We start from the raw sequence: 26,965 nt of genomic DNA on the forward strand, positions 1-26,965 counted from the left end.
GTTTAGATAAACATACCGCCTGAAGCCTCGACGCGCTGGGCGGTCATCCAGCCAGCTTCATCACTGAGCATCAGCGCCACCATATCACCAATATCGTCCGGCAATCCGGCCCGGCCCAGCGCAGTGTTGCCGGCAACCAGTTTGTTCACATCCGGATTGTCCCGCACCATACCATTACTGAAATCCGTTTCAATTGCGCCAGGCGCCAGCACATTAGCAGTGATGCCCCGCGCGCCGAGTTCTTTTGCCTGATAGCGGGTCAGCACTTCGATGGCGCCTTTCATCATGGCGTAGGCCGATGAACCTGGCAGGGCAAAACGCGCCAGTCCGCTGGAAATATTCAGAATGCGTCCACCGTCGGCCATCAGCGGTAACAGCTTTTGGGTCAGGAAGAACGGCCCTTTAAGATGGACATTCATCATCAGATCAAATTGTGCTTCCGTGGTATCGGCAAACGCCTCATGTAAACCGACACCGGCATTGTTGACCAGAAAATCAAAAGTGTCGCGTTGCCAGACCTGTTGCAATTGGGTTTTGATTTCCGCAGCGAACGCATCAAAACTGCCGGACTCGCCGGTATTGAGCTGCAACGCCACAGCTTTTCCCCCCTGCGCTTCGACAGATGCCACCACTTCCCGGGCAGCACCGGCCTGATGGTGGTAAGTCAGAATCACGTCAATGCCCTTTTTTGTCAGTTTTTCAACGGCATTCTTACCTAAACCACGACTTGCGCCGGTCACTATAGCGATTTTACGGTTCATAACAGGCCTCATTCAATTTTGCTTCTGTTGCATCGGATGAAATACAGCCTATTGGATTACCGGAGAGTGATAAATGGTTCATAATGAATTTCACTGTCTCATTTTCAACAACAATCGGACAAGATGTGGATAAAATTCAATCAATGCAGGTTTTCGTGCGTGTCGCTGAGCTGAGTAATTTTACCCGCGCGGCAGAAAGTCTGGGATTGCCAAAGGGCAGCGTGTCGCGGCTGGTGCAGCAACTGGAAACGCGGATGTCTGCACGTTTGCTACACCGTTCAACGCGCCGTGTGCAACTGACGCAGGACGGCCAGGTGTTTTATCAGCGCTGCAAAGAGTTGCTGGCCAGCATGGATGAACTGGAATCGATGTTTCAGTCGAATCCGGCCAGTGTCAGCGGACGGTTGCGGGTCGATATGACTACCGGAATGGCGACGCATCTGGTGTTACCGCGTCTGGCGGAGTTTCTTAACCGCTATCCGGCACTGGAAATTGAACTGAGCTGCACCGATCACCGCGTGGATGTGGTGCGTGAAGGGTTCGACTGTGTGATCCGCTCCGGCACCCTGAAGGATTCCGGGTTGATTGCGCGTCCGCTCGGACATCTCAGCATGATTAACTGCGCCAGCCCGGGTTATCTGCGCCGCTATGGTACGCCGGATCATCCTGACCAGCTGGCGCAGCACGCCATGGTGCATTATGAACAAATCCTCGGCAGCCATACGTCGGTCTTTGAATATCTCGACGGCAAACAGGTAAGAACAGTCAAAAGCGGCGGTGCCGTCACGGTTAACAGCACCGAAACCTACGCCAGCGCCTGTATTAACGGTTTGGGTATCATTCAGGTGCCGCTGATTAGCGTGCGAGACGCACTGGCAGGAGGGCAGCTGGTGAGCATTTTGCCGCAATTTCGCGCGCCGCCGATGCCAGTGACGCTGGTTTATCCGCACCGCCTGAATTTGTCACGCCGCGTCAAAGTGTTTATGGACTGGCTGACCGACATCACCCAAACGTTCATTGCCTGAGCGGTTAAACCACCGCCCCGACCCCTGAGCCGCTCAGGCGTCTATACTTAAAGGCGGATGCACTTTTAAGGACAACATGGATCAATGCCCAATCTTTCCAAACAAAAAGTTTCCACGCAAAAAACCGAAACGCAGGCAAAACCGACCCCGCTGATCAACATCAAAACCGGTAATCAGGCGGTGGATAAAAACATTGGCCGTTTCTCGCGGCTGGTGGAACGCATTCAGTCCTGGGGATGGGTGGCACATCTAGTGCGTGCCACGGAACGCTTTAATGATCGCCTTGGCAGCCAGTTTGGCGCGGCCATCACCTATTTCTCCTTTCTGTCACTGATCCCGATACTGATGGTGTCCTTCGCCGCAGTCGGGTTTGTGCTGGCCTCCAATCCTGATTTACTGGCAGAACTGATCAACAAAATCGTCAACAGCATCAGCGACCCGAATCTGGCAAATACGCTGAAAAGCACAGTGAATACCGCCATCCAGCAGCGTACCGCCGTAGGATTATCCGGTTTACTGATTGCGCTTTACTCCGGCGTAAGCTGGATGGGTAATCTGCGCGAGGCGATCCGTGCCCAGTCGCGCGATGTCTGGGAACGTAACCCGCAGGATCAGGAGAAAATTTACCGCCGCTATCTGCGCGATTTTATTTCACTGACCGGACTGGTGCTGGCGCTGATTATCACGCTGTCGCTGACCTCAATCGCCGGGGCGGCGCAAAAAACCATTGTCGATGCGCTGGGGCTGGGGGGTATCGACTGGCTTCGTCCTGTCATGACCAGCATCACGCTGGTGATTTCCGTTGCTGCCAACTATCTGCTTTTTTTGTGGATTTTCTGGATGCTTCCGCGCCATAAACCCCGTAAAAAAGCCCTGCTGCGCGGAACATTGCTGGCGGCGATAGGTTTTGAGGTGATTAAATTTGTGATGACCATGACGCTGCCAAAGCTGGCAACCTCGCCTTCCGGTGCAGCCTTTGGTTCCGTAATCGGCCTGATGGCTTTCTTTTATTTCTTCGCCCGGCTGACGTTATTCGTCGCCGCGTGGATAGCGACGGCGAAATACAAGGATGACGCGCCGGTAGCGGATCGTAAGCCAAAAGCCGCAGACGCAAACCAAAAATCGACCGGAAACGACAGTGAATACACGCCAGACAACCTCATCATGCCAGACGAAATGCATATAACCGGAGTTAATGCTGATAACAAAGTAGAAAAGCAGTGAATAACACCAAACAATCCTGCGCACTGCCCTGAAAACCAGAATAACTGACTGAGGGCCGCACTTTTATTTCGCGGTTTTGCAGTCAGTTACTCTGACTTTTATCCATTCATCAAACTTATGACTGGCGAAATCCTGCCCGGATAAAATAATCCCCCGATCGCGCTTTAAACGCTTTATTTCCCTGCTTCCGCTGCGTTGAAATACCGCCACGCTCTGCATAAGATGCCTTTTCGATATACATTTTTTTACATTAGATCCCTCCCACTCATTACAAATAAGAAACACTTATGCAAGCCACTATCACTCCAGAATTAGAAGCTGACGCGCAATTGGTGAGTCAGAACTCCCGCAGCAAAGTCATCGTGGCATCGCTTATCGGTACGGCCATTGAATTCTTCGACTTTTATATCTATGCCACCGCTGCGGTGATTGTTTTTCCGCATATTTTCTTCCCGCAGGGTGACCCGACTGCCGCCACGCTACAGTCTCTTGCCACCTTCGCCATCGCCTTTATCGCCCGGCCAATCGGCTCTGCGCTGTTCGGCCACTTCGGCGACCGCGTCGGGCGTAAAGTCACGCTGGTGGCTTCTTTGCTGACAATGGGCGTTTCCACCGTGGTGATCGGCCTTCTGCCGACTTACGCCACAATTGGCGTATTTGCACCCATGCTGCTGGCGCTGGCGCGTTTTGGCCAGGGTCTGGGGCTGGGCGGTGAATGGGGCGGCGCGGCGCTGCTCGCGACTGAAAATGCACCGGCGAAGAAACGTGCGCTGTACGGTTCTTTCCCGCAGCTTGGCGCGCCGATTGGTTTCTTCTTCGCAAACGGCATGTTCCTGCTGCTGTCCTGGCTGCTGACTGACGAACAGTTTATTTCCTGGGGCTGGCGTGTGCCGTTCCTGCTTTCGGCAGTGCTGGTTATCGTCGGTCTGTATGTGCGTGTTTCCCTGCACGAAACGCCGGTGTTCGCCAAAATCGCCAAAGCCGGGAAACAGGTCAAGGTGCCGATCGGTACACTGTTTACCCGATACAAAAAAGCGACGATTCTCGGCACCTTTATCATGGTCGCCACTTACACGCTGTTTTACATCATGACCGTGTACTCACTGGGTTACGGCACAGCAGCCAAGCCGGTGGGTCTGGGTATTGCGCGTAATGAATTCCTGCTGATGCTGATGATCGGCGTGGTCGGTTTCGGTGTCATGGTGCCGGTTGCCGGTCAGCTGGCAGATAAGTTTGGCCGTCGCAAAACCATGATTTGTATTACGCTGCTGATGATTGTCTTCGCTCTGTGCTTCCCGACCATTCTGGGTGCGGGCTCTCAGGCGCTGGTGATGGTATTCCTGCTGTGTGGTTTCATGGTGATGGGGCTGACTTTCGGTCCGATGGGCGCGCTGCTGCCGGAACTGTTCCCGACAGAAGTTCGCTATACCGGCGCATCCTTCTCCTATAATGTGTCTTCGATACTGGGCGCGTCCGTTGCGCCGTACATCGCCACCTGGCTGGCAACCCATTACGGATTGTTCTATGTGGGCGTTTATCTGGCTTCAATGGCAACGCTGACGCTGATCGCACTGCTGTTGTCCAAAGAGACCGCCCATCAGTCATTGTAACTGACCCGGACACCGTGCCCGGTTTGCGCCCGGCACGGTGCCTTCTGCGAAGGTTTCTTATGCGCTTGCGTCGATTTATCCTGCCCGTCCTGATCCTGCTAATCGTTATTGCCGCGGCCTTCTGGTATTTCTGGCCTCACTCCTCCAATCCGAACGCCCTGTGGAACATCATCAGTACGAAATGCGTGCCTAATCAGCGCGGCAGCGGAAAGCCCGCTCCCTGCGCACAGGTGGATGAACAACAAGGGTTTGTGGTGCTCAAAGATCTGAACGGCCCGCTGCAATATTTGCTGATGCCCAGTGCGCGCATCACCGGTATGGAAAGCCCCGCACTGCTCGAACCGTCAACGCCGAACTTTTTCAGTCAGGCATGGAATGCGCGGCATTTTATGGCGGATAAATACGGTAAACCGATTGATGACAGCAATGTTTCGCTGGCGATTAACTCGCAATACGGACGTTCGCAGAACCAGCTGCACATCCATATTTCATGTCTTTTACCGCAGGTGAAAACCACGCTGAGTAAAGATGGCGGGCAGATGGGATATAACTGGCAGGAATTGCCCGATAAGCTGCTTGGCCACACCTATCTGGCGCGTAAAGTCACGCAGGCCGAACTGAATGAGAAAGGTGCATTCCGTCTTCTGGCGGAGGGCGTACCGGACGCACAGAAAAAAATGGGTCACTTCGGTATGGCGATGGTCAGTTTGCCGGGCGGCGATTTCCTGCTGCTGGCCAGTGAGCGTGACTTACTCAAACTCAATAATGCCTCCGCCGAAGAAATCCAGGACCACAAATGTGCAGTACTGGATCCGCTGCCTCAGCCTTAAAACCTCCTCCCGGCCTCCCCCTTCGCAGGGGAGGCGTTAATCCAACACGATTACTTCTGTTTCATCTGCTGCAAGATCGGGCCACACTGGTTTTCTTCGTTATCGCTTGGAGAGATCAGCGCCAGCAACGCGGCGGCGGGTGCAACAACAGCACCGAGCGCGACAGCCGCAGCACCGCGGGCAATCAGCGGCCCCGGTTTCACTCCCGCATCCGGATTTTTATAGGTGCCGCGAACATACAGCGGTGAACGTAAGGTCAGGACACGCACCCCCTTACTTTCCGGGTTGACCGACAGATCCAGTCGTTCGGTCGCCATATTGGTGTTGCCGGTAATGTTGATCACCGCATTCTCGGTATCGAACACAAACAGCCGTGGCGTGACCACGCCGTTCCTCACATTGACGTTGGCGGCCGCACAGTTGATGGCCACCTCGTCATCACCGAACAGTTTGCTTACCACATAGTTACCGACATTCAGCCCCGCCAGTTCCATCAGACCACGGCTAATTACGCCGTCATTGATGAGGATTTTCATGTCGCCGTCACTGGTACCGAGCAGCGCGGCAACGGAGTTACCCGTACCGGTCAGCGTGGCGTCACCGTTCAGGTCGCCCAGACTGCGCTCCATCGACTGTACGCGTGGCAGCAGTTGTTTGAGCTTCAGCTTACGGGCATGGATATCGGCGCGCGCCTGCATCGGTGATTTGTCACCTTCGAGGCGGATAGTGGAATTCAGATTACCGCCAGCCACACCGAAACGTAGCGGGTCAAGCAGGATCACACCGTCATTCAGTTTCAGATGGGTGCTTAAATCGCTCAGCGGCAGGGACTCACCGTGCTCGATGCGTTTGGCGCTGAATTTCACATCAGCGTCCATCACACGCCAGCTTTTGGTATCGAATTTCTCTACCGGCAACACTTTGTCGGCAGGCTGACGGGTGGTTTCACCACGCTTAGCTTTATCTGTGTTGGAATCGGCACCAATCAGCGGAGCCAGATCAGCAAAGCGCAGCTGTTTTGAAGCGACCTCACCGGTCAGTTCAGGCCGCGGTTTGCTGGCCTGATAAGTCAGTGAGCCGTGAATATCGCTGTCACCGATTTTGCCGTTAAAGTTCTGATAACGGTAAACTGCGCCGTCTTTATCATGCAACGTCGCCGATAAATGGCCGTCTGTAGAATACGGCGGTGTTTGCGGCAGCAGCACGCCGGTCAGACCATACAAATCAGACAGCGTCTGGCCGGAGAATTTCAGGCGTAAATCCAGGCCGCCAAGATTCATCGGATCCTGCAATGTCCCCGCGACAGCCACCCGCGTATTCCCGGAACGCACATCTGCCTGCAACGGGAACAGCGCATCCGGGTCTTTCATCGCCAGCATGCCACCGATTTTGCCGCTGCCGGAAAGCGATTCGCCGTTGTATTTACCGTCAACTTTCCAGCCAAATACGTAAGGCGGGGTTTTGGTTTTTGGTGCATCTTTCTTATCACCGACCACTTCCGTGAACGGCAGCGGTTTACCCAGCGGATCAATCACGGCGCGGAAATCGGCTTTCAGTTTCGCGTCTTTATAGTCGATTTGCCCGCGATCAAACACGATATCATTGATCGTAAATGACCAGGCTGACGGCGGCTGTGCCGGATCCTGGGTATCGCTGTTGGCGAGATTGAACGTCCAGTTATTTTTGCCATTATCCAGACGCAGCAACGAAGCATCAGGCTGCTTCAGCCAGATACGCGGGATCAGCACTTCTTTATGCAATAAGGCGAGTGGCGCAATGCTGGCGTCAACGCGGGCGAGTTTCACCATCTGCGCATCTTTTTCACCGGTTTGCACGTCGGAAGGGTTGCCGAGTACGATATCTTCAGCATGAATGTGCGGCCAGGGCACCCACGCGCGCCACCCCGCTTCGTCTTTCTGACGCGACCAGTCCACGCCTAAATCACCGCGGATCGCGAATGCACGGTTCAGTTCGGTGCTGACTTTTTGATTAATGGTCGGTTTGAGGCGGTTCCAGTTGAATGTCGCAATGAAAATTACGATAGCAATCAACAAAATGATAATCACACCCACCACCCAGGAAATCACTTTACCTGTGCGCGTCATAAATCTGTTCCTTTCAGACAGTTAACGAATTCCGGAGTTTAACTATAGTAGAATTCTCAACAACTTGCCGGGAACGGCATCCGCAAAGGGGGCTCACAGACAGGAAGGCGGAGAGTAAGGTTTTGGAAATCAATGAAATGGAGATGTATCACACCACAACGCCTCACCGGCAACGTTGAGAGTTCGCCTCAGCAGGTCAGGTGTGATCCATTATCCTTTAAAATGTATAGGCAGATTATTCAGATTATCGAAAACGGTGGGACGTGCCAGATAATAACCTTGTGCAGCCAGCGCATCAGAATTGCAGACCATTGCCCATTCCGAAGCCGTTTCAACCCCTTCAATAATCACGCCTTTGCTGTAGCGGTTCATCAGCGTCACCAGCGTGTAAAATAGCCGGGATCCCTCCTCACTCTGCCCAAGCAAAATAAACAGATCACGGGCGATTTTGATGTATTCGTAATGCCATGTGGTGAAGGAGGAGAAGTTAGCGATACCCTGACCGAAGTCATCGAGCCATAGCCGGTCAGATTGCTCGATTTGCGACAGCGGAATACTCAGCGCATTTTCGGCGCTTTCAACCAGTTCAAAACGCACATACGGCATCGCGCTGATTTGTGTGCGCAGCGCCGAATCTGTTTGCAGCATTTCCAGGACCTGACCATCGACGTTAATCGACGCCAGTAATTCGTGTTCGATGAACAGATGCTGACAGCGCTGCAACAGATCAAGTTGTTCCTGCACGATTTGCAGGCGTTTACCCACCGCAATCGCGACAAAATATTCTTCCGGTGAAATAAATTTGTGCGGGTCCGCAGGGTGAAATACCCCAGTCAGTAATTCAATTCCTAACAGCTTTCCGGTCGTGCGATAAATGGGCTGAAAACGGTACACTCTCTGACACTGACGCCAGTAAGACTGTGCTTTTACGCGCTCTATCGCGGTAAAAGAAGGCGTAATCAGCCCTAACATCATCTTAGTTATCATATTTTTCTGCCGTCATGAATAAGAGTCAGATCATCAGGGACGTGCGGCAACCTATGTTGCGTGACTACAATGTAATTCATGTCAACAACGTGTGTTCGCAGCACACTGTGTTTCATGGAGGCAAAGTAGCCTGATTTCCTGGCTTTCTTTAGTAGGGTTATCTATCGGCGCTGCGCGGAGAAACTTTAATCACTCTGCGCTCCCCTGCAATCTGTGTGCTGAATGCGTCAAAAGCCTGACTGGAAGTTCTTTTACGCACGTTCTACAGTGGGAGCGCTGAAACATTTCATTAACGCTCATTCACAATCCGGAGAAACAATGCCTTACGTTAATATCAAAATCACCCGCGAGGGTGCGACGGCCGAACAGAAGAAAGCGCTGATCGCCGGAGTGACGCAATTACTGGTGGATACACTGGGCAAAAATCCTGCGACGACCACAGTCATCATTGACGAGGTCGATACCGATAACTGGGGCCTGGGTGGCCGTCCGGTGACCGAACTGCGTCTGGAAAATAAGTAACGGCTTCAGGTGGAAGTGCTGTCGCTTCCACTTTTCCCTTCGTTTTACTGCCTTTTTTTGCCCGCCGCTTACAAAAAATAAAACCTTGTTTTAATTTGTTTGACTGACCGCATTCTTATGAAGAGACTAGAGCGTAATAATGACCGTCTTTTCTTTCCTTTCGTTTTAATGCTTCAGACATAGGCCAGGTACAATGACCAGCAAAAACATTGCCGTTATCGGCGAATGCATGATCGAATTATCTCAGAAAGGCGATGCGCTACACCGCGGTTTTGGTGGCGACACGCTGAACACGTCTGTTTATATTTCCCGCCAGGTTTCCCCTGATGCGCTGAAAGTGCATTACGTCACGGCGCTCGGCAATGACAGTTTCAGCAATGAGATGTTACAGGCATGGCAGCAGGAAGGGGTACACACTGACCTGACCCAGCGCCTTGAAAACAAGTTACCTGGCTTGTATGTGATTGAAACGGACAGCACCGGCGAACGCACCTTCTATTACTGGCGCAATGATGCGGCTGCACGCTACTGGCTCGACAGCCCCCAATCCGAAGAGATTTGTCAGAAACTGGCAGAATTCGATTATCTGTATCTGAGCGGCATCAGCCTGGCGATCCTCAGCGATGAAAGCCGCGACCGTCTGATGACTTTGCTGAAAGCCTGCCGTTCACGCGGCGGTAAAGTGATTTTCGATAACAATTACCGTCCGCGCCTGTGGGCCAGCAAAGACCAAACGCAGGCCGCGTATAACGCCATGCTTTCCTGCACCGATATTGCCTTCCTGACCCTTGATGACGAAGATATGTTATGGGGCCAGAAGCCGTACGATGAGGTGATTGCGCGCACTCATGCGCTGGGCGTCAGCGAAGTGGTCGTCAAACGCGGTGCCGACAGTTGCATCGTCTCCAGCGCTGAAGGCGAACTGCATGATGTGCCAGCGGTGAAATTACCGAAAGAGAAAGTTATCGATACGACGGCAGCAGGCGATTCCTTTAGCGCCGGATATCTGGCGGTCAGACTCACCGGCGGCAGCGCGGCAGAAGCGGCAGTGCGCGGGCATGAGACTGCGAGTACAGTAATTCAGCATCGCGGGGCGATCATCCCGAGGGAGTTTATGCCAGACCGGGCATAAGGGTTTTTCACTTGCAGTGGGGCTGGGTCGTAAGACGGTGAAAGTTTCGGTTTCTTAAGTGCTGCGCTCACTTAACTCGCTGCGCCGAAACCGATAAAGAGAGGAAAGTGCTTTTCCTCTCTTTAATCTCTCCTCGCTTTTTTACTCCGCGCTACCGCTTGCTGGCTATGTTTCAGCAACCGCAGTGACAGGCTGGAAATCTTGCCGCTCTGCGGTTCCTTCTCTCGGTCTTCGAGCCATAGGTCTCGAAGCCGCTCCGTTCAGCAAGATTTCTGAATCGCCCGCACGATCTTAAATTCAATAGCAAGCTGATGTTTATCTTTTAGAAAAGTGGATTGGCGTACTCAAAAATGGCACCGAATGAACGGTTCGAGACCTATGGCTCGAAACCCGAAATTCGGGAATCGCGCAGCGATGACATTTTGCGCCACTCGCTTAAGTAACAGAACATGTTCGTCGTGCCTGCGATAGCGCGCAGTAAAAAGACGTGGGAGATCCAAGAGGGGCCCGTCATGGCCCCTTTTGGGCGGTTTCGGCGCAGCACGATAAGTGATCACTGCACTTAAGAAACCGAAACTTTCACCCATCCCAACCGGGAATAAATAAGGGATTCTCCCTTATTGCGCACTCGTCGCAGCGGATGCCGCCGGCACATCCGCAGCAGGTGCCTCCGCCGCCGGAGAGGTCTCCGCCGGGGCCATCACTTTGTCATACACAGCCCGCAGTTCAGCTGCATTCATCTCCGGTTCCCCTTTTGGCTGCGCCACTAATAACGCCGGGTCACGGGAAAGCTGTTGCTTCAGTTCCTGGTTCAGCACCGGCAGGGTTAGTGTGGAAAGGAACTGCTGACGCAACTGCTGATACTGTTCCGGGGCGATATCCACCACGCCGTTTTGCTGGGAGCGCAAACGCTGGCTCATCAGCACATCGGTATCGGTACGGGCGTAAGTCGCGAACAGTTTGCTCAGCTGATCGTTTTTCTGAGCAATCAGGGCGTCAAATTCAGCCTGAGAAATGCCTTTATCGCGAACGACCAGAAGTTCTTCTGCCAGACGTTTAAACAGCTCCGCCAGCTTAGCCTGCGGTGCGTCGATGCGGATGGCACACTGGGCGCGCTGGTATTGCACATTGCAGTCGAAACCCAGCCCCGCTGCCGGTACGTCTTTTTTGGTTTCAAACGCACTTTTCAGCTGCTGCTGCAAATGCCAGAACAGCGCTTCGCGGGCCAAATCACTGCGCCAGTAGGCGGCAATGGCCTGAGAATCCTGAATGGGCTGCCAGGCGTTATCCCACATTAATGAGACACGATCCTGAGTCAGATTTTCATCCATGACAGTCATAGATTTGGTTGTGACTTCAGACAGCGTCGGCAACGTCTGCGGAGTCTGGCGACTGCCTTTCAGTGATGAAAACGTCCGGTTAATTTGTTCACTCAGGCCACGGCTGTCAACATTACCGACCACAAATAAGGTCATCGCATCCGGTGTATACCACTGATGATAAAATTTGATTAATGCATCGATATTGACGGGTTTAGTGGGCAACTGGTGGGGATTGTGGCCGACCAGCGTCGAGCCGGCCATACGTGCACGCCACCAGGCATCCTGCGTATTTTGTGGCAGTGAACCTACCGGATCTTCCGATTGCTGCCGGGCTGCACTGATCAGCGCCGGTGTGACAGTCATTTTACCGGCCGTATTTGCCAGCCAGTTCAGCGCATCTTTAAGAAGATCAGGGCGGTTATTTGGCAGGCTCAGATTGTACATCGTGAAATCATAAGAACTGACAGCCGGCGGCAATGGCCGCTGCGGATTAATGCTTTGCTGCCACAGAGACTGGAGCTGAGCCGTGCTGAAACCTTCACTGTGCATCAGCGCAAGACGGGGAAGGAAATGGGCGTAGCCCGTTTGCTGGGCTGATTCAGCCAGCGAGCCGGTGCGAACCACCAGGCGTAATTCAATGCGATCGCTCGGGCGTTGCGGTGTAGTCAGCAACTGCCAGGTAAATCCATTGTCCAGTTTCCCCTGCTGCCAGGCCGGATCTGGTTGTAATGCTTCAGCTTGCACATGACTTGCGGCTGTTGCCAGCAACAATCCACCAATGAGTAAACGGATTTTGGTGCCCTGCATGTGAACCCCTACGTAATGACAATCCAATTTTCAATATACTGTCCTGCCGGTGTCAGTCGACTGGCCCACAGGAATTGAATGCGTAAGTTTAAGGACAGAAAATACAGCCCTTCGTTAGACCGCGCATTTTTCGCAATGTCACGCAGCCCGCAAAAATATTATGGGAAATAACGCCCTGTGAGGCGTTTGAGGGACATATTATGAAGATAATCCACCGGTTACATCAAGTAACCGGTGGATATTAGGCAGGATTGGGGCTAAATAAATGCGTTTTTACACAGCTTTCTCACTATTTTCTGCCATACAGCCATCATTTCTCAGAAATTTCAGGCGGACTTCTCGGCTTCTGTCAGACCTTTCTGGCCGTTTAACGTCGCTTTTAACTGCCCTTCGTCCAGCTGATCACACCATTTAGCCACCACGATGGTGGCCACGCCGTTACCGACCAGGTTGGTCAGCGCACGCGCTTCGGACATGAAACGGTCAATGCCGAGAATCAGTGCCAGTCCCGCCACCGGTAAATGCCCCACCGCAGACAGCGTGGCCGCGAGCACGATGAATCCGCTGCCTGTCACACCTGCCGCCCCTTTTGAAGACAACAGCAGTACCACAATCAGGGTGATCTGATGCCAGATATCCATATGTGTATTGGTTGCCTGCGCGATGAATACGGCGGCCATCGTCAGATAAATCGAAGTACCGTCCAGATTGAAGGAATAGCCGGTTGGGATCACCAGCCCGACCACTGATTTTTTACAACCCAGACGCTCCATTTTATCCAGCATGCGTGGCAGCGCGGATTCGGAAGATGAAGTGCCCAGCACGATCAACAGTTCTTCTTTAATGTAATTCACAAACTTAAAGATGCTGAAACCGTTGAAGCGCGCGATAAGACCGAGCACCACCACCACGAACAGAACACAGGTCAGGTAGAAACACAGGATCAGTTGCCCCAGTTGCACCAGCGAACCGACACCGTATTTACCGATGGTGAACGCCATGGCCCCGAATGCACCAATCGGTGCGAGACGCATGATCATATTGATGATGCCGAAAATAACCTGCGAGAAACTCTCGATCACATTGAAAATCAACTGCCCTTTGTGACCCAGACGGTGCAATGCAAAGCCAAACAAGACAGCAAACAACAGGACCTGAAGAATGTTCCCGCTGGCGAACGCGCCAATCACACTGGAAGGGATCACGTCGAGAAGGAACGGAATGATGCCCTGGCTTTGCGCCTGCTCGGCGTAAACCGCCACGGCTTTAGCATCCAGCGCAGCAGGATCTACGTTCATTCCGGCACCCGGCTGAACGATATTAACAATCACCAGCCCGATGATCAGCGCAAGCGTACTGACAATTTCAAAGTACAGCAGCGCAATCGCCCCGGTACGGCCGACCGCTTTCATGCTTTCCATGCCCGCAATACCCGTGACAACGGTACAGAAGATCACCGGCGCGATGATCATCTTGATTAATTTAACAAAACCATCACCAAGTGGTTTCATTTGAGCACCCAGCTCAGGGTAGAAATGCCCCAGAAGAACACCGACGGTAATGGCTAAAAGCACCTGAAAATACAGGCTTCTGAAGAGTGATTTTGTCATGAATACCCATCCTGAAGTGAATGCGCCGCCTTCTGTTTTTGTAAGGTCAAAGGTAATGAGCGGCAGCAGGGAAATAACACACGCACAACATGATGGAAATATTTCGTTTCCCTCTGCAATCACGGTTCATGAAAAACCGGAGCGGAAAGCATTCAGCAGGAACTAATGTAAGTAAAAAAATCATCAGGCGGGAGAAATGCCGGACAGAAAGAGATTTTCCTGTCCGTTGTACCGGTCAGGAAAGCGGGCAGAATTTCCGTTCAAAGTCAGTTTTGGAAAGTGGCGCTGAAAATAAATACCCTTGCCCGAGCCGGATATTTTCCTTAAGTAGCCACTGACGCTGCTCCTCAGTTTCTACGCCTTCAGCGACCAGTTGAATATTCATGGCGCGGCCAATCGAGGCCACTATATTCACCATTACCTCATCCTGCGGCAGAACGCTGACGAAGCTGCGGTCAATTTTGATCACATCAATAGGCAACGTACGCAGCCTGCTGAGGTATTCAAGCCCGGAATAACCCAGACCAAAATCATCAAGCTCTATGGAAACACCCACGGCGCGAAGTTCGCTGAGCAACACCAGCGCGCGGTCAAGATCGTCAATGCGGGCCGTTTCCGTAATTTCCAGCACCAGCTGTCCCGGGTTAATTTTGTAGCGGCTCAGCAGGCTGCGCAGCTCCGGCAGGAAGTTACGCTGCTGTACCTGAGCGCCGGAGAGATTCACTGACAGTGGCAGGAGAATACCCCGTTGCTGCCAGTCCGCCAGGATCTGGCAGCCCAGCTCAAGAATTTTGTACCCGAGCAAACTCATAACGCCAATTTCTTCGGCCAGCACAATAAAATCACTTTCCAGCCCGTAACTCCCGTCAGCCATTTTACGGCGCAGCAGGGCTTCCGCCCCGACCACCGCGCCGGTTTCCATATTCACCTGCGGCTGTATAAACAACGTGAAATCATTTTGTTCCATCGCATGCAGGATTTCGTTTTCCTGCAATAAGCGTTTCTGAATTTTTGCGGTCAGTTCCGGTTCGAAGAACAGGATTTGGTTTTTCCCCTGCTGATAGGCCGAGACTCTGGCCGCACGACCGTTCACCATCAGTTGCTGCGCACTGACCGGGAATTCGCCGGTGTATTGCACGATGCCAATGCTGCCGGTCGGGTGCAGCGACATATTGCCAGCATGACTTTCCTGGGGTGCATTGATGCGTTCCATGATTTTCCGCGCCAGGCGCATCGCCATAAAGGGCCGGGGAATATCTCCCGCCAGCAAGGCAAATTCGTTGTAACTCAGACGTGCCAGCAGGCTGTTCTCGGGCAACGCTTCCATGATGGAACAGACCAGCGGGCAATCAACATGGCCGTCGTCACGCAAGCTTTCAATGCCGATTAACAGCAAGTGAAACCCTTTTTCCGGCTCGGCAGAATGCAGGCGGTGTTGCAGGTGCTGCATAAACTGTTCTTCATTGATGAGCATATTTTGTGAAGGCAGCCAGGCATTAGTGGCCTGGTCTTGAGGCTTCTCCCGCTGCTGTTGGTTGCGGTTGTAGCTGCGCACCAACATGCCGATTTCATCGTCTTCGTGATGTTGCGGCAAGGTCAGCTGATGATATGGCACTTCACTTTCGGGCAGGGCTTCCAGCTCACTGGCAATTGCGCGAAGCGGTTTGACAATCAAACGGTTGATAACCCAGCTCAACGAAATGGTCAGGATCAGCGCCAGCAGCAGGTACGTCGTCAGCATGGTCGAGAGTGCGCTGACGATAAACTGATACATGCGATAGGAATCAGCCTGAAGCACCAGATAAGCCAGAGGCTTGGGAGCTTTAGGGCTGGCAGCCGCAGAATAGAGAGGAACGGAGATCGTCACTGGCAGATTGAAACCCCGGGTCACCCATTGTGGTACCGGCCGGCCGGGGGGGAAATGCGTATGCAGCGCGGCGATCTGGTTTGGCATCACGACGTCAGCGCGGCTCAGAATGCCCACGGGTTGCAGCGTATTCAGAATGTCCTGCGTTTCTTCCAGATCAACGTCCAGCACGGCTTGCGAAAGCGGAACACGGACAGAATGTGCAATATTTTCAAGTTGCTGGGCGTAATCATCCCTCCGCTGCTGTACAAAGTGGAACAGCTGGATGACGATAAAAATACAAATGGTGATGGCCGCAATGCTCGACACAGCCGCCATCTGTTTAATCGTTAATGAACGCCTGACCCGCAACTTTATTCTCCGTCAACCACTGACATGATTTTCCGCGCCCCCCGGGCTGAAACGGTACTTGTGCGCAGTATACCTTATAACGGGTTATTTCGAGGTTAAAGACGAAACTTTGACTATAAAAAACAACATGTTTGCTGCTACACATCTACACTGAATAGTGTTTATGTTATTTAACCAGAGAAAACATACATTACCCGGGTTAATCGAATAATGCGAAACGTAAGAACATCCTGGATACTGCGCGTCCGATGAAGTTTATGTGCTATTTATCACATTAAAAACCAAATTTTATACTATTTTAATGCAAACCTATGAAAAAATTTCATCAAAAAGCTTTTGCGACAGGCAGTTATGTTGGCGTTGTTTTTTATGGTGTAAATCCGATTTTTTGTAAAAACTGCTCTATGCTGTAAAAGACCTGATATATTAAGACCAGTCCTATTCCCCTATAAAACTTTAAAAATATTCATCTTTTTACACCCTGTGCTAACGGCCAATCATTGTCGTTTTGACGTCCAGAAAACACCGAAATATATAATCCTATCGGGCGGGATTTATGAATAAATATGATGACATTAAACGTTTTATGGATAAGGCGAAGTTGGAAAATATTGATTATAAAGAGCTTAATGAAAAATCAACGGGTGAATCCATTACTGGCTCAATGAATCAATGGACGTTGATTAAACAAGTCTCTGCCAGTGAAGAACCTGCCGGTCCGCTTGATAATGGCCGTACCACGCAGCCAACACCGCAATCCATTTCGGCGGATGAGTTTTCGCTTTCTGACGTTCACCCCGTCCATACGCAGCAGGAGCCGAACTCTTCTGCCGCACGACCTGTTACACACCAGCAAGCCCCCCCCCTGTCTTCGGAGGTGCCTCATCCGCCAGCCGGTTTTGGCCTGCTTGATGCCCTGCGCGAAACGCTGCCACCGGTTCCGTCTCAGCCAGCACCGGTGACCATACAACCCGCGCAACCTCAGCCTGTTCACACGGCACCGGTATTGCATGCCCAGTCTGTCGTTCCTGACAGCGGGTCGGGTTTACTTGATTCATTGCGTAAAGCGATGCCCGCAGCGCCGTCGAAACCTGCCCCGGCGCAGGTTCAATCTGTGCCGCTTCAGGCATCTCAGTCAGTACCACAACCCGTCGCGCCGGTTTATCACCAGCCGCCGGTACACAATCCAACGCCCGTTCACAGTCCGGTGCCCGCGGTGTCCGCATCCCCGGCGTCTGCTGATGCTAACCAGCGCTTTAAACAAATGTTTAAACAACGGGCTCCGCAGCCTGCCAGCGCTTATTTACATCGCGACACACCGCTTCAACCCCTGTTAGAGATGATTGCCTCATGCCGTTAGTTTGCGTTTGTTCACCGAAAGGTGGGGTAGGAAAAACCACGGTGGCCTCCAACCTGGCCTATTCACTTGCCCGCAGTGGCAGTAAAGTGCTGGTCATCGATTTTGATGTACAGAACGCCCTTCGCCTTCATTTCGGGGTGCCTATTGCCGATACCCGCGGTTTTGTGGCCGGTTCGGGTAATGAATCCGACTGGAGCCAGTTTATCCTGAAAGCGGGCTCCAATACGTTTGTTTTACCGTATGGCGAAGTGACGGAAGATCAGCGACTGGAGTTCGAACATCAGCTTGCCAGCGATCCGCTTTTTTTACAGCGCGGATTAAATACGGTCCTGAATTATCCTGGCCTAATTATTATTGCGGATTTTCCTCCGGGCCCGAGTCCGGCATTAAAAGCGGTTCAGGCGATTGCTGATTTACATGTTGTGGTGATGCTGGCCGATACCGCGTCATTATCTTTATTACCCTTAATGGAAAAAAACAAACTCATTGGCACACCTTTGAATAATAAGAAGGGTGAGTATTACGTGGTTAACCAAAGTGATACCCGCCGGACATTAAGCCGCGACGTCACCCACTTTTTCGAACAGCGTTTAAATGAAAGATTATTAGGCACCATCCACAGGGATGAGTGTGTGCCGGAGGCCAATGCCTCGCAGCGCTCTATTATTGATTTCAGTCCGGTATCAGCTTCGGCATTTGATATTGAACTGATCAGCAAAAAAGTCGCCGCCATTTTAGGAATTAAAGTCGGTGATGGTGAATTACACGCCGCACCTAAATCTGGCAGTTATTAACTATCACTGTTAACAGCGACCCCAAAAGCGATGAATAAATTTCTGTTTTCTTTCCTTGTGCTTCTGTTGCTGCCGGTGGCAGCAGTGATCATTATTACCCCGATGGACAGCCAGAAGCAGTACATTTTTGGCCTGATCAGCATCGGGCTTTTATTTTTGCTTGGCATCAGTAAAAGCCGCAGGATTAGCGTGGTGATGGTCATCATGTCCATCATGATGTCGACGCGTTATATTTACTGGCGTGCGACAGAAACGCTGCATTTCAATTCAACAATAGAAGCTATTTTAGGGATTGGATTATTCCTCGCCGAACTCTATGTCTGGCTAATTTTATTGCTGGGCTATCTGCAAACGACCTGGCCATTAAAACGCACCATCGAACCGTTGCCGGATGACACCACGCTGTGGCCAACCGTCGACGTGTATATTCCGTCTTATAACGAAAGCCTCGATGTAGTACGAGATACCGTTCTGGCGGCGCAGTGCATCGATTATCCGAAAGACAAAATCAAAATTTACGTGCTGGATGACGGTAAACGCGACGAATTTGCGGTGTTCTCTGCGGATGCAGGCGTGGGTTATATTACGCGTGATGACAACTCCCACGCCAAAGCCGGCAACCTGAACCATGCGATGAAACTCACCAAAGGCGAGCTGATTTGCGTATTCGACTGTGACCACGTGGCTACCCGCGCTTTCCTGCAGGCGACGGTCGGCAGCTTCCTGAAAGATCCGCGTCTGGCACTTATCCAGACGCCACACTATTTCTATTCGCCTGATCCGTTTGAACGTAACCTGTCCGCTGGCCGCACCATGCCGAATGAAGGTGCCCTGTTCTACGGCCCGGTTCAGCAAGGTAACGACAACTGGAATGCGACATTCTTCTGCGGTTCCTGTGCGGTTATCCGCCGTGTGGCCCTGGAAGAAGTCGGGGGTTTTGCGGTTGAAACGGTGACCGAAGATGCGCACTCGGCGCTGAAAATGCAGCGTCGTGGCTGGAATACCGCGTTTCTGGATATCCCGCTGGCAGCCGGTCTGGCAACTGAACGCCTGGGGCTGCACGTTATTCAGCGTACCCGCTGGGCGCGCGGCATGACGCAGATTTTCCGCGTGGATAATCCGTTGCTCGGCCGCGGCCTGAAATGGCAGCAACGCCTGTGCTACCTGAACGCCATGCTGCACTTCCAGTTTGGTTTGCCGCGCGTGGTGTTCCTGACTGCACCGCTGGCATTCCTGCTGTTTAATCTGAACATCATTTCCTCATCGGCCAGCCTGATTTTTGCTTACGCGCTGCCGCATCTGGTGATGTCGCTGTACATTAACTCCCGTATGAACGGCCGTTTCCGTTACACCTTCTGGGGTGAAATTTACGAAACTGTCATGGCCTTCCACCTGATCCTGCCCACGCTGGTGACGATGTTCGCGCCAAAACGCGGCAAGTTTAACGTGACGGATAAAGGCGGTTTGCTGGATGTCGGTTTCTTCGACTTCAACATCGTCAAACCTCACCTGATAGTCGCGCTCATGATGCTTGCAGGGATTGGATACGGCATCGTACGCGCCGTATTTCATGATTACTTTGCCATCGATCCCAGCGTTATTGCGCTGAATATCGCCTGGGGCAGTTTCAGTGTGCTGATTTTGCTGGCAGCGATTGCCGTGGCGAAAGAAACCCGTCAGGTACGCAAAACGATCCGTATTGATGTCGAGATCCCAGCGATTATTCACTACGCCAATGGTATTTCACTGCGCACAACCACTATCGATATGTCGATGGGCGGCGTGCAGCTGGTGACGCCGGACGTGCGCTATCTGGATGAAGAAATTGAAGAAGTGGAAATTCAGTTGTCTTCCGGTGCGGAAAGTTTCCCGGTGACACAAATCAGCGGAGACAAAGCGCGGTTACGTCTGCAATTTGAAAATCTGCCATTATCGAAACGTCGTGAACTGGTGCGCGTGGTCTTATGCCGTGCTGACGCCTGGATTGGTGAAGAATACCCGCCGGATAACCCGTTTAAATCCCTGCTAAGCATCATCCGTTGCGTGTTCGAGTTGTTCTACAACACGTGGAAGGAGCGCCGTGTTAAAAATAAACCCGCTGACGCCGCCAGCAAGAGTGAAGCAGCATGAACCGACCTTATAACCTGATGATTAAGTGCCGTTTATCTGCTGCGCGCAGTGTATCCCTGTTCAGGAAAATCACTGCCGGTTTGTTGCTGATGTTCAGCAGCCTGCCATTGTCGCAGGCGGAAGACGCGCCGGCACCGGCCGTTGATCCGGCCACCAGCCTGCCAGCCGCGCCGTCATGGCTACCGCCGGTCACGCCCGTACCGGGTGAAACGGCACCCGCCAGTGATGCCACGCCAGCCCCTGCTGCGGATACGCCGCAGTCTGATACCACACCGGTGAATAACAGCACGGCGATACCTGATGCCTCTGCCGCTGCGCCGGTGATGCCACTGGTTCAGCCGGTGACCAGCAATATCACCGTTGCCGAAATGGGCCAGCCAAACGGCCTGACGCTCAGCGGGGGTCAGTTGCAGTCCGGTATCATTTTCACCCTGCCCGCCGATGAGGTGGTGACCAACGCGCACCTGTCGCTGGCACTGAAAATTTCTCCGGCACTGATTGCCCGCGATACCACGCTCGAACTGATGCTCAACGGCCAGCCGCTGGGTAACCTGCCACTGAACCAGAGCAGCAACGGCGGCGACGTTTACGATCTCGATATTCCGTCGGCAATGGTGGTATCCAACAACAACCTGAGCTTCCGCGTACATGACAGCAACACCATGACCTGCGAGAAAGATCAGTCAGATAAATACTGGGTCACTATTTTGCCGACCACCAGCATCGGGCTGGAAGGTCAGCAACTGAATATTGGCCGGAATCTGGGTAACTTCCCGCGTCCGTTCTTTGATGGTCTGCAGATGCAGGAATCCAAAATTACCCTGGGTTTCTCTGCGTCTATGAAACCTGGCGATGTCAGCGCTGCGGCGATAGTCTCTTCTTATCTCGGCATGTTGTCCGATTATCGCAGCATAGATTTTCCGGTCATTCTTAACGACCTGCCGGATCAGAACGGCATTTTGTTTGGCAAGCCGGGCGATAAAATAGGTTCGCTGACCTTGCCGGCGAGCAAAGGTGCCTCGCTTCAGATTATCGATAATCCGATCAATCCGGTCTACAAACTGCTGCTGGTGCTCGGCAACGATGATAACGAACTGCGTCAGTCCGCGTATCGCCTGATCAGCGGCGGTATGCCGAACAACGTCGATCATCTGGATGTGGCCCAGCAAACTATTCCAACCAGCAAACTGTATGACGCGCCGCGCTGGATTGACACTTCCCGCCCGGTGACGCTGGGCGAACTGGCGGGTAAAGATCCGGATTCGCTGATTTCTAACGGCATTTATCACGACGGCATTCAGGTAGCTTTCCGCGCTGCGCCGGATCTGTTCATGTGGGACGGACACAATATTCCGGTGCGCATTGATTACCGTTTCCCGACGGAAAACTGGATTGATGAAGATAATTCAAGACTCAACGTTTCCATTAACAGCAACTTCCTGCGCAGCCTGACCGTCAACAAAGTGGGTCTGGTGGAAAACATCTGGCGTCGCCTTGGCGGTGACAGCCGTCAGGAACGTTATACGCTGCAACTCGCGCCCTACCTGATTTATGGTGACAACCAGCTGCAATTCTATTTTGATATCAAGCCGAAAAAAGAGGCGCCGTGCGGCATCCTGACCAGCGATAATATCAAGAGCCGTATCGATCCAAAATCCTTCATCGATCTGAGCGGAAGCTACCATTTTGCCCAGTTACCAAACCTGTCGTATTTCGTCGGTGCATCTTATCCGTACTCCAAACTGGCTGACTTCTCCGATACCCTGATGTTGCTGCCGCCAGCGCCGACGGCAGATGAAGTCCATACGTTGCTCAACCTGGCCTCCCGCGCCGGTAAAGCCACAGGCATGCCGGTGAATCATGTACAGGTGGCCTTTGGTCTGAAAGGTGATGAACAAAATAATCCGCTGTTTGACCGCGATGTTTTGGCCGTCGCCACGCTGGGCGACACCTCGTTTACTCAACAGTTACTCGCGGATTCCCCTTTCAGCATTAACGGTGGTGCGATGGGCGTAAAAACGCCGACCGATATCCAGCGCGTTGTCGCCTGGCTGACCGGTGACTGGTACCGCCAGCCGGTCGATGCAGACCGTTATCTGTCCTCAACCGGCGCATGGCGTGGCTTCGTCAGCTACCGTTCGCGCTGGTCTGCCGATCATGTGGTCGTGCTGGCAACCGGTACGGACGATCAGCAGTTGCTGAAAATCCATAACGATTTGAAATCACCCAAAATCAACGCCAATGTGCGGGGTGACCTGGCAATTATTACCGATGAAAATGGCATCCGCAGCTTCTCAGTCGGCCAGCAATTTCCGACCGGGCAAATGCCGTGGTACATGATGGTGCTGTGGTACGCCAGCAACCACATCGTGATCCTGTCATTGATTGCGACCCTGCTTTCTCTGGTGATTGGCCTGAGCCTGTTCGTCGTCCTGCGTCGTCATGCGGCCAAACGACTGGGTCAGAAATGAAAAGCATCGGCTTTATAACAAAAACAATGAAGATCGCACCGATATCGGGCGGCGACTCTCTGGCGATTACCGGAGCTGGAAAATGAAAAAACATAAACTGTCCCTGGCGGTGATCAGGGCTATTTATCTGGTAGGGATCGCCGGAGTAGCAAGTTTTAGTGCTGCCACCTTGGCAGCGGATACCGCCAATCCTGCTATGAAAGCGTTGTTCGATCAGGCCGCTTACTGGCATGAGCGTGCTCATGATGATCTGGCAAAAAATGCCTTACAGAAAGTGCTGCTGGTTGAGCCAAACAACGTGCAGGCGCTGTACCTGATGTCGCTGTATTCCATGCAGGGCGGGGATAAAACCGCAGCCAATCAGTGGCGTGAAAAACTGGCCGCCGTCTCGCCCGACGATCCACGTCTGGCATCGCTCAACAGCGCCAAAGCCATGCAGTCAATTCCGCCGGCTCAGTTAGCTTCTGCCCGTCAGATGGCTGCGCAGGGCAATGTCAGCGGTGCACTTTCGGCGTACCGTACCATTTTTAACGGCAACCAGCCGCCAGACAGCCTGGTGACTGAATATTATCTGACCATGGCGGGTGATAAGTCGCTCCAGCCGCAGGCAATTGCCGGGTTGCAACAGCGCGTTGCCTCGCGTCCTGACGACACGCAGGCGCGTCTCGGTCTGGGCAAGGTGCTCACTTATCAGGAATCAACCCGCCGCGACGGCATCAAACTGCTGAGCACCATGGCCGGTTCCAGCACCGAAGCGGACCGTTCACTGCGTCAGGCATTGCTGTGGATGACGCCGCAGGAAGACGACCGTGATTTATATCAGGGCTATCAGGCGCGTCACCCGAACGATACCAGCGTGATGGCATACTTCCAGAAAAACATTGGCGGCGCGGCAAAAGGTCAGGGCTTCACCGCACTCAACAGTGGCGATGTCACCAGCGCGAAAGCTAAGTTTGAAAGCGTGCTGGCCGATAACCCGAACGACGCCGATGCGCTGGCAGGTTTGGGTTATATCGCTCAGCGCAGCGGTAATTTTGAGCAGGCATCACAATACCTGAGCAAAGCCGCCGCACAAGGTGGCCCGAACAGCGCCCAGCTGAGCAACCAGGCCCAGGATTCCGCGTTTTATGCTCAGTTAGCGAAAGCCAAAGAGGCCGCAGGTTCCGGCAGTTACGATGCCGCACTGGCTGCCGTCACGCCTCTGACGCAGGTCGGCGGCGAAAAAGGTCAGTCAGCCAGCCTGCTGCGTGCTGATATTCTGCGCCGGAAAGGCGATCTGGCTGGCGCCGAGCAACAATACAGTGCACTGGGCGATAACGCCGATGCCCGCGCCGGATTGTATTACGTGCTGCGTCAGCAGAACAAAACCGCCGAAGCTAATCAGGTGCTGAAGACGCTGCCAGCGGCCATTCAGACCAAGATGAATCCGCCAACCGTGGCGGATGTTATCGAGCCAATGCGTCGTCAGGCTGCACAAGCCATGGCGAGCAACGATCCGCAGCGTGCACTGAATATTCTTCAGCAGGCCCTTGAACGTCAGCCGTCTAATGTCTGGGTGAAACTGGATATGGCGCGCATCCTGCAATCGCAGGGGCAGACCGCGCAGGCGCAGTCGCTCATGGCGCCTTCTTCGCGTCCGGGTGCATCTTCTGCCGATTTATACGCAGCAGCCTTATTCGCCTCAGAAACCAAAAACTGGTCCACCGCCAATGCCCTGCTCTCACGTATTCCACGTAGCAGCCAGAATCAGGGTATGCGTGAACTGGCACAACGCGCCAATTTCAATGCGCAAATGGCGGATGCGGAAAACTATCTGCAACAGGGTAATACTGCCGCTGCATCCAATACGTTGCGCGCACTGGCACAGAATCCTCCCGGAGCACCGGCGGATGTCGGTGCACTGGCGAAAAATCTCGCGGCGTCCGGTCAGCTTCCGTTGGCAGTGCAGCTGGTCCGCCAGAATATGCGTCAGGGCGTCAACGGCAATGCCGGGGATTACGCCGATCAGATCAGTGTGCTGAATCAGGCTGGCCTGAGCAACGAGGCGCAAGCCTTCCTGCAAAATCCGCAAATCCAGTCCGGCACCTCCCCGACCGCACTGGCGAGCCTGCGTGACGGTTTCGTGATCAATCAGGCTGACCAGTTGCGCGAACAGGGTCAGTACGCGGCAGCCTACGATAAGCTGGTCGTTGCGTTGCAGGCGGATCCGCAAAACCGTGACCTGATGCTGGCGATGGCGCGCCTGTATCAGTCAGGCAAACTCAATAAACAAGCCGGTCAGGTCTATAACTACCTGATGAGTAACGATACACCTACGCAGGATGCGCGTGTCGGTGCGATCAACGTTGCGCTGGGTGAAGGCGATAACCAGCGTGCGAAAACACTGATGGAAGGCCTGCACGGACCGCGTACGCCGGACCGTTTGTTACTCGAAGCGCGCGTCGCCGAAGCGCAGGGCGATCATCAGCAGGCGCTGGCGTTATTGCGGTCCGCGAAGGGGAAGATGATTGGTCTGGAAGGCACAGACAGTTCGGCACAGGTCGCGGGATTGCAGATCAGCGACAACCCGTTCATCAACCGCTCAACGCGTACCTCGGCCTCGCGTCCGGCGACACAATCCTCATACGGTACCGTGTTGCCATGGCAGGTATCGGACCAAGTCTCCACCCCGGGGAATATTCCGGTAGCAACCACCGCACCGACGGCGGTGACACAGCGTAATGCCACTGAAAAACAGATCGACGACATGCTTGACGATTTACAGGGCAAAACCGCGACCTGGGCACAAGGTGATATGTCGATTCGTGGCCGTGACGGTGAAAGCGGCCTCAGCCAGCTGACCGAAGCCAAAGCGCCGATGACCTTTGCTTTCGTGCCGTTTGATACCTCGCGTCTGAGTATCGGCGTCACGCCGGTTTCCCTCAGCGCAGGCAGCCCGTCCGGCACCGCTAACGCCCGGTTTGGTCAGGGCGCACTGGCACAGGCGCAGTCGGCACAGAAAGATGTGGCTGCCGCCGCAGCCGCAGCCGGTCTGGATATTGCTAACTACAGTACATTTGCCAAATTGCAGACAGCCGCAGCGACTAACGCCAGTACAAATTGTACATCGGCTAACGCCACCTCTGATCAGTGCGTGGCGTACAACACCATTGCGGGTACTGACCCCACGACTTATGCGGCACCGGCTGCCGGTAATCAAAGCGCGACAGGCGTGGAAGTTAACGCCGCACTGACCGGTGACAGCTATAAAGCCGATGTCGGCAGTACGCCACTCGGGCAGGATCTGAACTCGCTGGTCGGTGGCGTGCAATGGGCACCGAAACTGACTGACTTCACCACTCTGCGCGTGACCGCTGAACGTCGGGCCGTCACTGACAGTATTCTGTCCTACGTCGGCACTAAAGATAATTACAGCGGCAAAGAATGGGGCCAGGTCACTAAAAACGGCGGCAGTGTCAATCTGTCATACGATGACGGCGACGCCGGTTTTTACGCCGAAGCGGGTTATTACAGCTATCTGGGTAATAACGTGAAGAGCAACAAATCGGTGAACGCCAATGCCGGTCTGTATGTCCGTCCGTTCCGTTATGACGATCGTGAACTGAAAACCGGCATCAACGTCGGTTACATGGATTTCGACAAAAACCTCAGTTATTACAGCTTCGGTCAGGGCGGTTACTTCAGCCCGCAAAACTATGTCAGTGTCTCCTTCCCGGTGGAATACACCCAGAAGTATGACGACTGGGATCTTAAATTGTCCGGTGCGGTGGGTTATCAGTCTTATTCTCAGGATAAGAGCGCCTACTTCCCGAATAATCCGGACCTACAGAAACAGCTGGAAGATCTGGTGGCGGCAGGCTATGGCACTGAAGCCTACTACAGCGGCAAAACGCAAAACGGTATCGGCTGGAATGCCGGCGTGGGCGGCAATTATCACCTGAACAAAAGCATGCAGATTGGCGGACAGGTTGGCTACGATACTTTCGGTGATTACAACGAAAGTAAAGCGCAGGTCTACTTCCGTTATCTGATGGGTCAAAATTAATCGCGGTGAGAT

At 53.2% G+C, this 26,965-nt stretch carries 17 protein-coding genes; 11 read left to right on the forward strand and 6 right to left on the reverse strand.

The window, feature by feature from the left end:
- Nucleotides 1-2: 2 nt before the first annotated feature.
- Nucleotides 3-761, reverse strand: coding sequence for an SDR family NAD(P)-dependent oxidoreductase (locus ACOZIO_RS14890; protein WP_217220192.1), 759 nt, complete (start codon nt 759-761; stop codon nt 3-5).
- A 125-nt stretch (nt 762-886) separates the two neighbouring features.
- On the opposite strand from ACOZIO_RS14890, the gene ACOZIO_RS14895 reads away from it, so the two are divergent.
- The 4 genes from ACOZIO_RS14895 to ACOZIO_RS14910 all read left to right on the forward strand — a co-directional run bounded on the left by ACOZIO_RS14895 (nt 887) and on the right by ACOZIO_RS14910 (nt 5,450).
- Nucleotides 887-1,786, forward strand: a complete 900-nt coding sequence (locus tag ACOZIO_RS14895) for a LysR family transcriptional regulator (protein WP_205952661.1) — start codon at nt 887-889, stop codon at nt 1,784-1,786.
- A gap of 84 nt (nt 1,787-1,870) precedes the next feature.
- Nucleotides 1,871-3,010 (forward strand): inner membrane protein YhjD, encoded by a 1,140-nt coding sequence (gene yhjD / locus ACOZIO_RS14900; protein ID WP_266059525.1) that lies wholly within the window; start codon nt 1,871-1,873, stop codon nt 3,008-3,010.
- A gap of 287 nt (nt 3,011-3,297) precedes the next feature.
- Complete coding sequence (locus ACOZIO_RS14905; protein ID WP_129953919.1) at nt 3,298-4,620, forward strand: MFS transporter; 1,323 nt, start codon at nt 3,298-3,300, stop codon at nt 4,618-4,620.
- Nucleotides 4,621-4,679: 59 nt separating this feature from the next.
- Complete coding sequence (locus tag ACOZIO_RS14910) at nt 4,680-5,450, forward strand: CDP-diacylglycerol diphosphatase (protein ID WP_129991505.1); 771 nt, start codon at nt 4,680-4,682, stop codon at nt 5,448-5,450.
- A 50-nt stretch (nt 5,451-5,500) separates the two neighbouring features.
- Here the strand turns inward: ACOZIO_RS14910 and ACOZIO_RS14915 are convergent, their stop codons facing one another.
- Together ACOZIO_RS14915 and pdeH are read right to left on the reverse strand one after the other, a co-directional pair.
- On the reverse strand, nt 5,501-7,555 hold the full coding sequence (locus tag ACOZIO_RS14915; RefSeq protein ID WP_421595461.1) for an AsmA family protein: 2,055 nt from the start codon (nt 7,553-7,555) through the stop codon (nt 5,501-5,503).
- 210 nt (nt 7,556-7,765) lie between these two features.
- Nucleotides 7,766-8,542, reverse strand: coding sequence for a cyclic-guanylate-specific phosphodiesterase (gene pdeH, locus ACOZIO_RS14920; protein ID WP_129953925.1), 777 nt, complete (start codon nt 8,540-8,542; stop codon nt 7,766-7,768).
- A 318-nt stretch (nt 8,543-8,860) separates the two neighbouring features.
- Between pdeH and ACOZIO_RS14925 the strand changes: the two genes are divergently transcribed.
- Complete coding sequence (locus ACOZIO_RS14925) at nt 8,861-9,064, forward strand: 2-hydroxymuconate tautomerase family protein (protein WP_129991508.1); 204 nt, start codon at nt 8,861-8,863, stop codon at nt 9,062-9,064.
- Between the two features lie 193 nt (nt 9,065-9,257).
- Nucleotides 9,258-10,196 (forward strand): sugar kinase, encoded by a 939-nt coding sequence (locus ACOZIO_RS14930; RefSeq protein ID WP_129953928.1) that lies wholly within the window; start codon nt 9,258-9,260, stop codon nt 10,194-10,196.
- 617 nt (nt 10,197-10,813) lie between these two features.
- Here the strand turns inward: ACOZIO_RS14930 and ACOZIO_RS14935 are convergent.
- The 3 genes from ACOZIO_RS14935 to hmsP all read right to left on the reverse strand — a co-directional run bounded on the left by ACOZIO_RS14935 (nt 10,814) and on the right by hmsP (nt 16,153).
- Complete coding sequence (locus tag ACOZIO_RS14935; protein WP_129953930.1) at nt 10,814-12,325, reverse strand: M16 family metallopeptidase; 1,512 nt, start codon at nt 12,323-12,325, stop codon at nt 10,814-10,816.
- Nucleotides 12,326-12,651: 326 nt separating this feature from the next.
- On the reverse strand, nt 12,652-13,935 hold the full coding sequence (locus tag ACOZIO_RS14940) for a dicarboxylate/amino acid:cation symporter (RefSeq protein WP_421595462.1): 1,284 nt from the start codon (nt 13,933-13,935) through the stop codon (nt 12,652-12,654).
- Nucleotides 13,936-14,170: 235 nt separating this feature from the next.
- The gene (gene hmsP / locus ACOZIO_RS14945; protein WP_129953934.1) at nt 14,171-16,153 is read right to left on the reverse strand and encodes a biofilm formation regulator HmsP; all 1,983 of its coding nucleotides are present in this window, start codon (nt 16,151-16,153) and stop codon (nt 14,171-14,173) included.
- A 556-nt stretch (nt 16,154-16,709) separates the two neighbouring features.
- Here hmsP and ACOZIO_RS14950 point away from each other — a divergent pair.
- The 5 genes from ACOZIO_RS14950 (at nt 16,710) to ACOZIO_RS14970 (ending at nt 26,953) form a co-directional block, all read left to right on the forward strand.
- Complete coding sequence (locus ACOZIO_RS14950; RefSeq protein WP_421595463.1) at nt 16,710-17,513, forward strand: hypothetical protein; 804 nt, start codon at nt 16,710-16,712, stop codon at nt 17,511-17,513.
- The gene (gene bcsQ, locus ACOZIO_RS14955; RefSeq protein WP_129953937.1) at nt 17,504-18,307 is read left to right on the forward strand and encodes a cellulose biosynthesis protein BcsQ; all 804 of its coding nucleotides are present in this window, start codon (nt 17,504-17,506) and stop codon (nt 18,305-18,307) included. The genes ACOZIO_RS14950 and bcsQ overlap by 10 nt, the downstream gene beginning before the upstream one ends.
- A gap of 30 nt (nt 18,308-18,337) precedes the next feature.
- On the forward strand, nt 18,338-20,437 hold the full coding sequence (gene bcsA, locus ACOZIO_RS14960; protein WP_129953939.1) for a UDP-forming cellulose synthase catalytic subunit: 2,100 nt from the start codon (nt 18,338-18,340) through the stop codon (nt 20,435-20,437).
- Nucleotides 20,434-22,908: a cellulose biosynthesis cyclic di-GMP-binding regulatory protein BcsB gene (gene bcsB / locus ACOZIO_RS14965; RefSeq protein ID WP_129953941.1), complete on the forward strand. Its 2,475-nt coding sequence runs from the start codon at nt 20,434-20,436 to the stop codon at nt 22,906-22,908. Before bcsA ends, bcsB begins: the two co-directional genes overlap by 4 nt.
- Before the next feature lie 82 nt (nt 22,909-22,990).
- Entirely contained in the window at nt 22,991-26,953 is a 3,963-nt protein-coding gene (locus ACOZIO_RS14970) for a cellulose biosynthesis protein BcsC (RefSeq protein WP_129953943.1), read from the forward strand.
- Nucleotides 26,954-26,965 lie beyond the last annotated feature (12 nt).

Origin of the sequence: Rahnella sp. PD4, assembly GCF_049199325.1 — a bacterium.
In the GTDB taxonomy this organism is placed as follows: domain Bacteria; phylum Pseudomonadota; class Gammaproteobacteria; order Enterobacterales; family Enterobacteriaceae; genus Rahnella; species Rahnella perminowiae.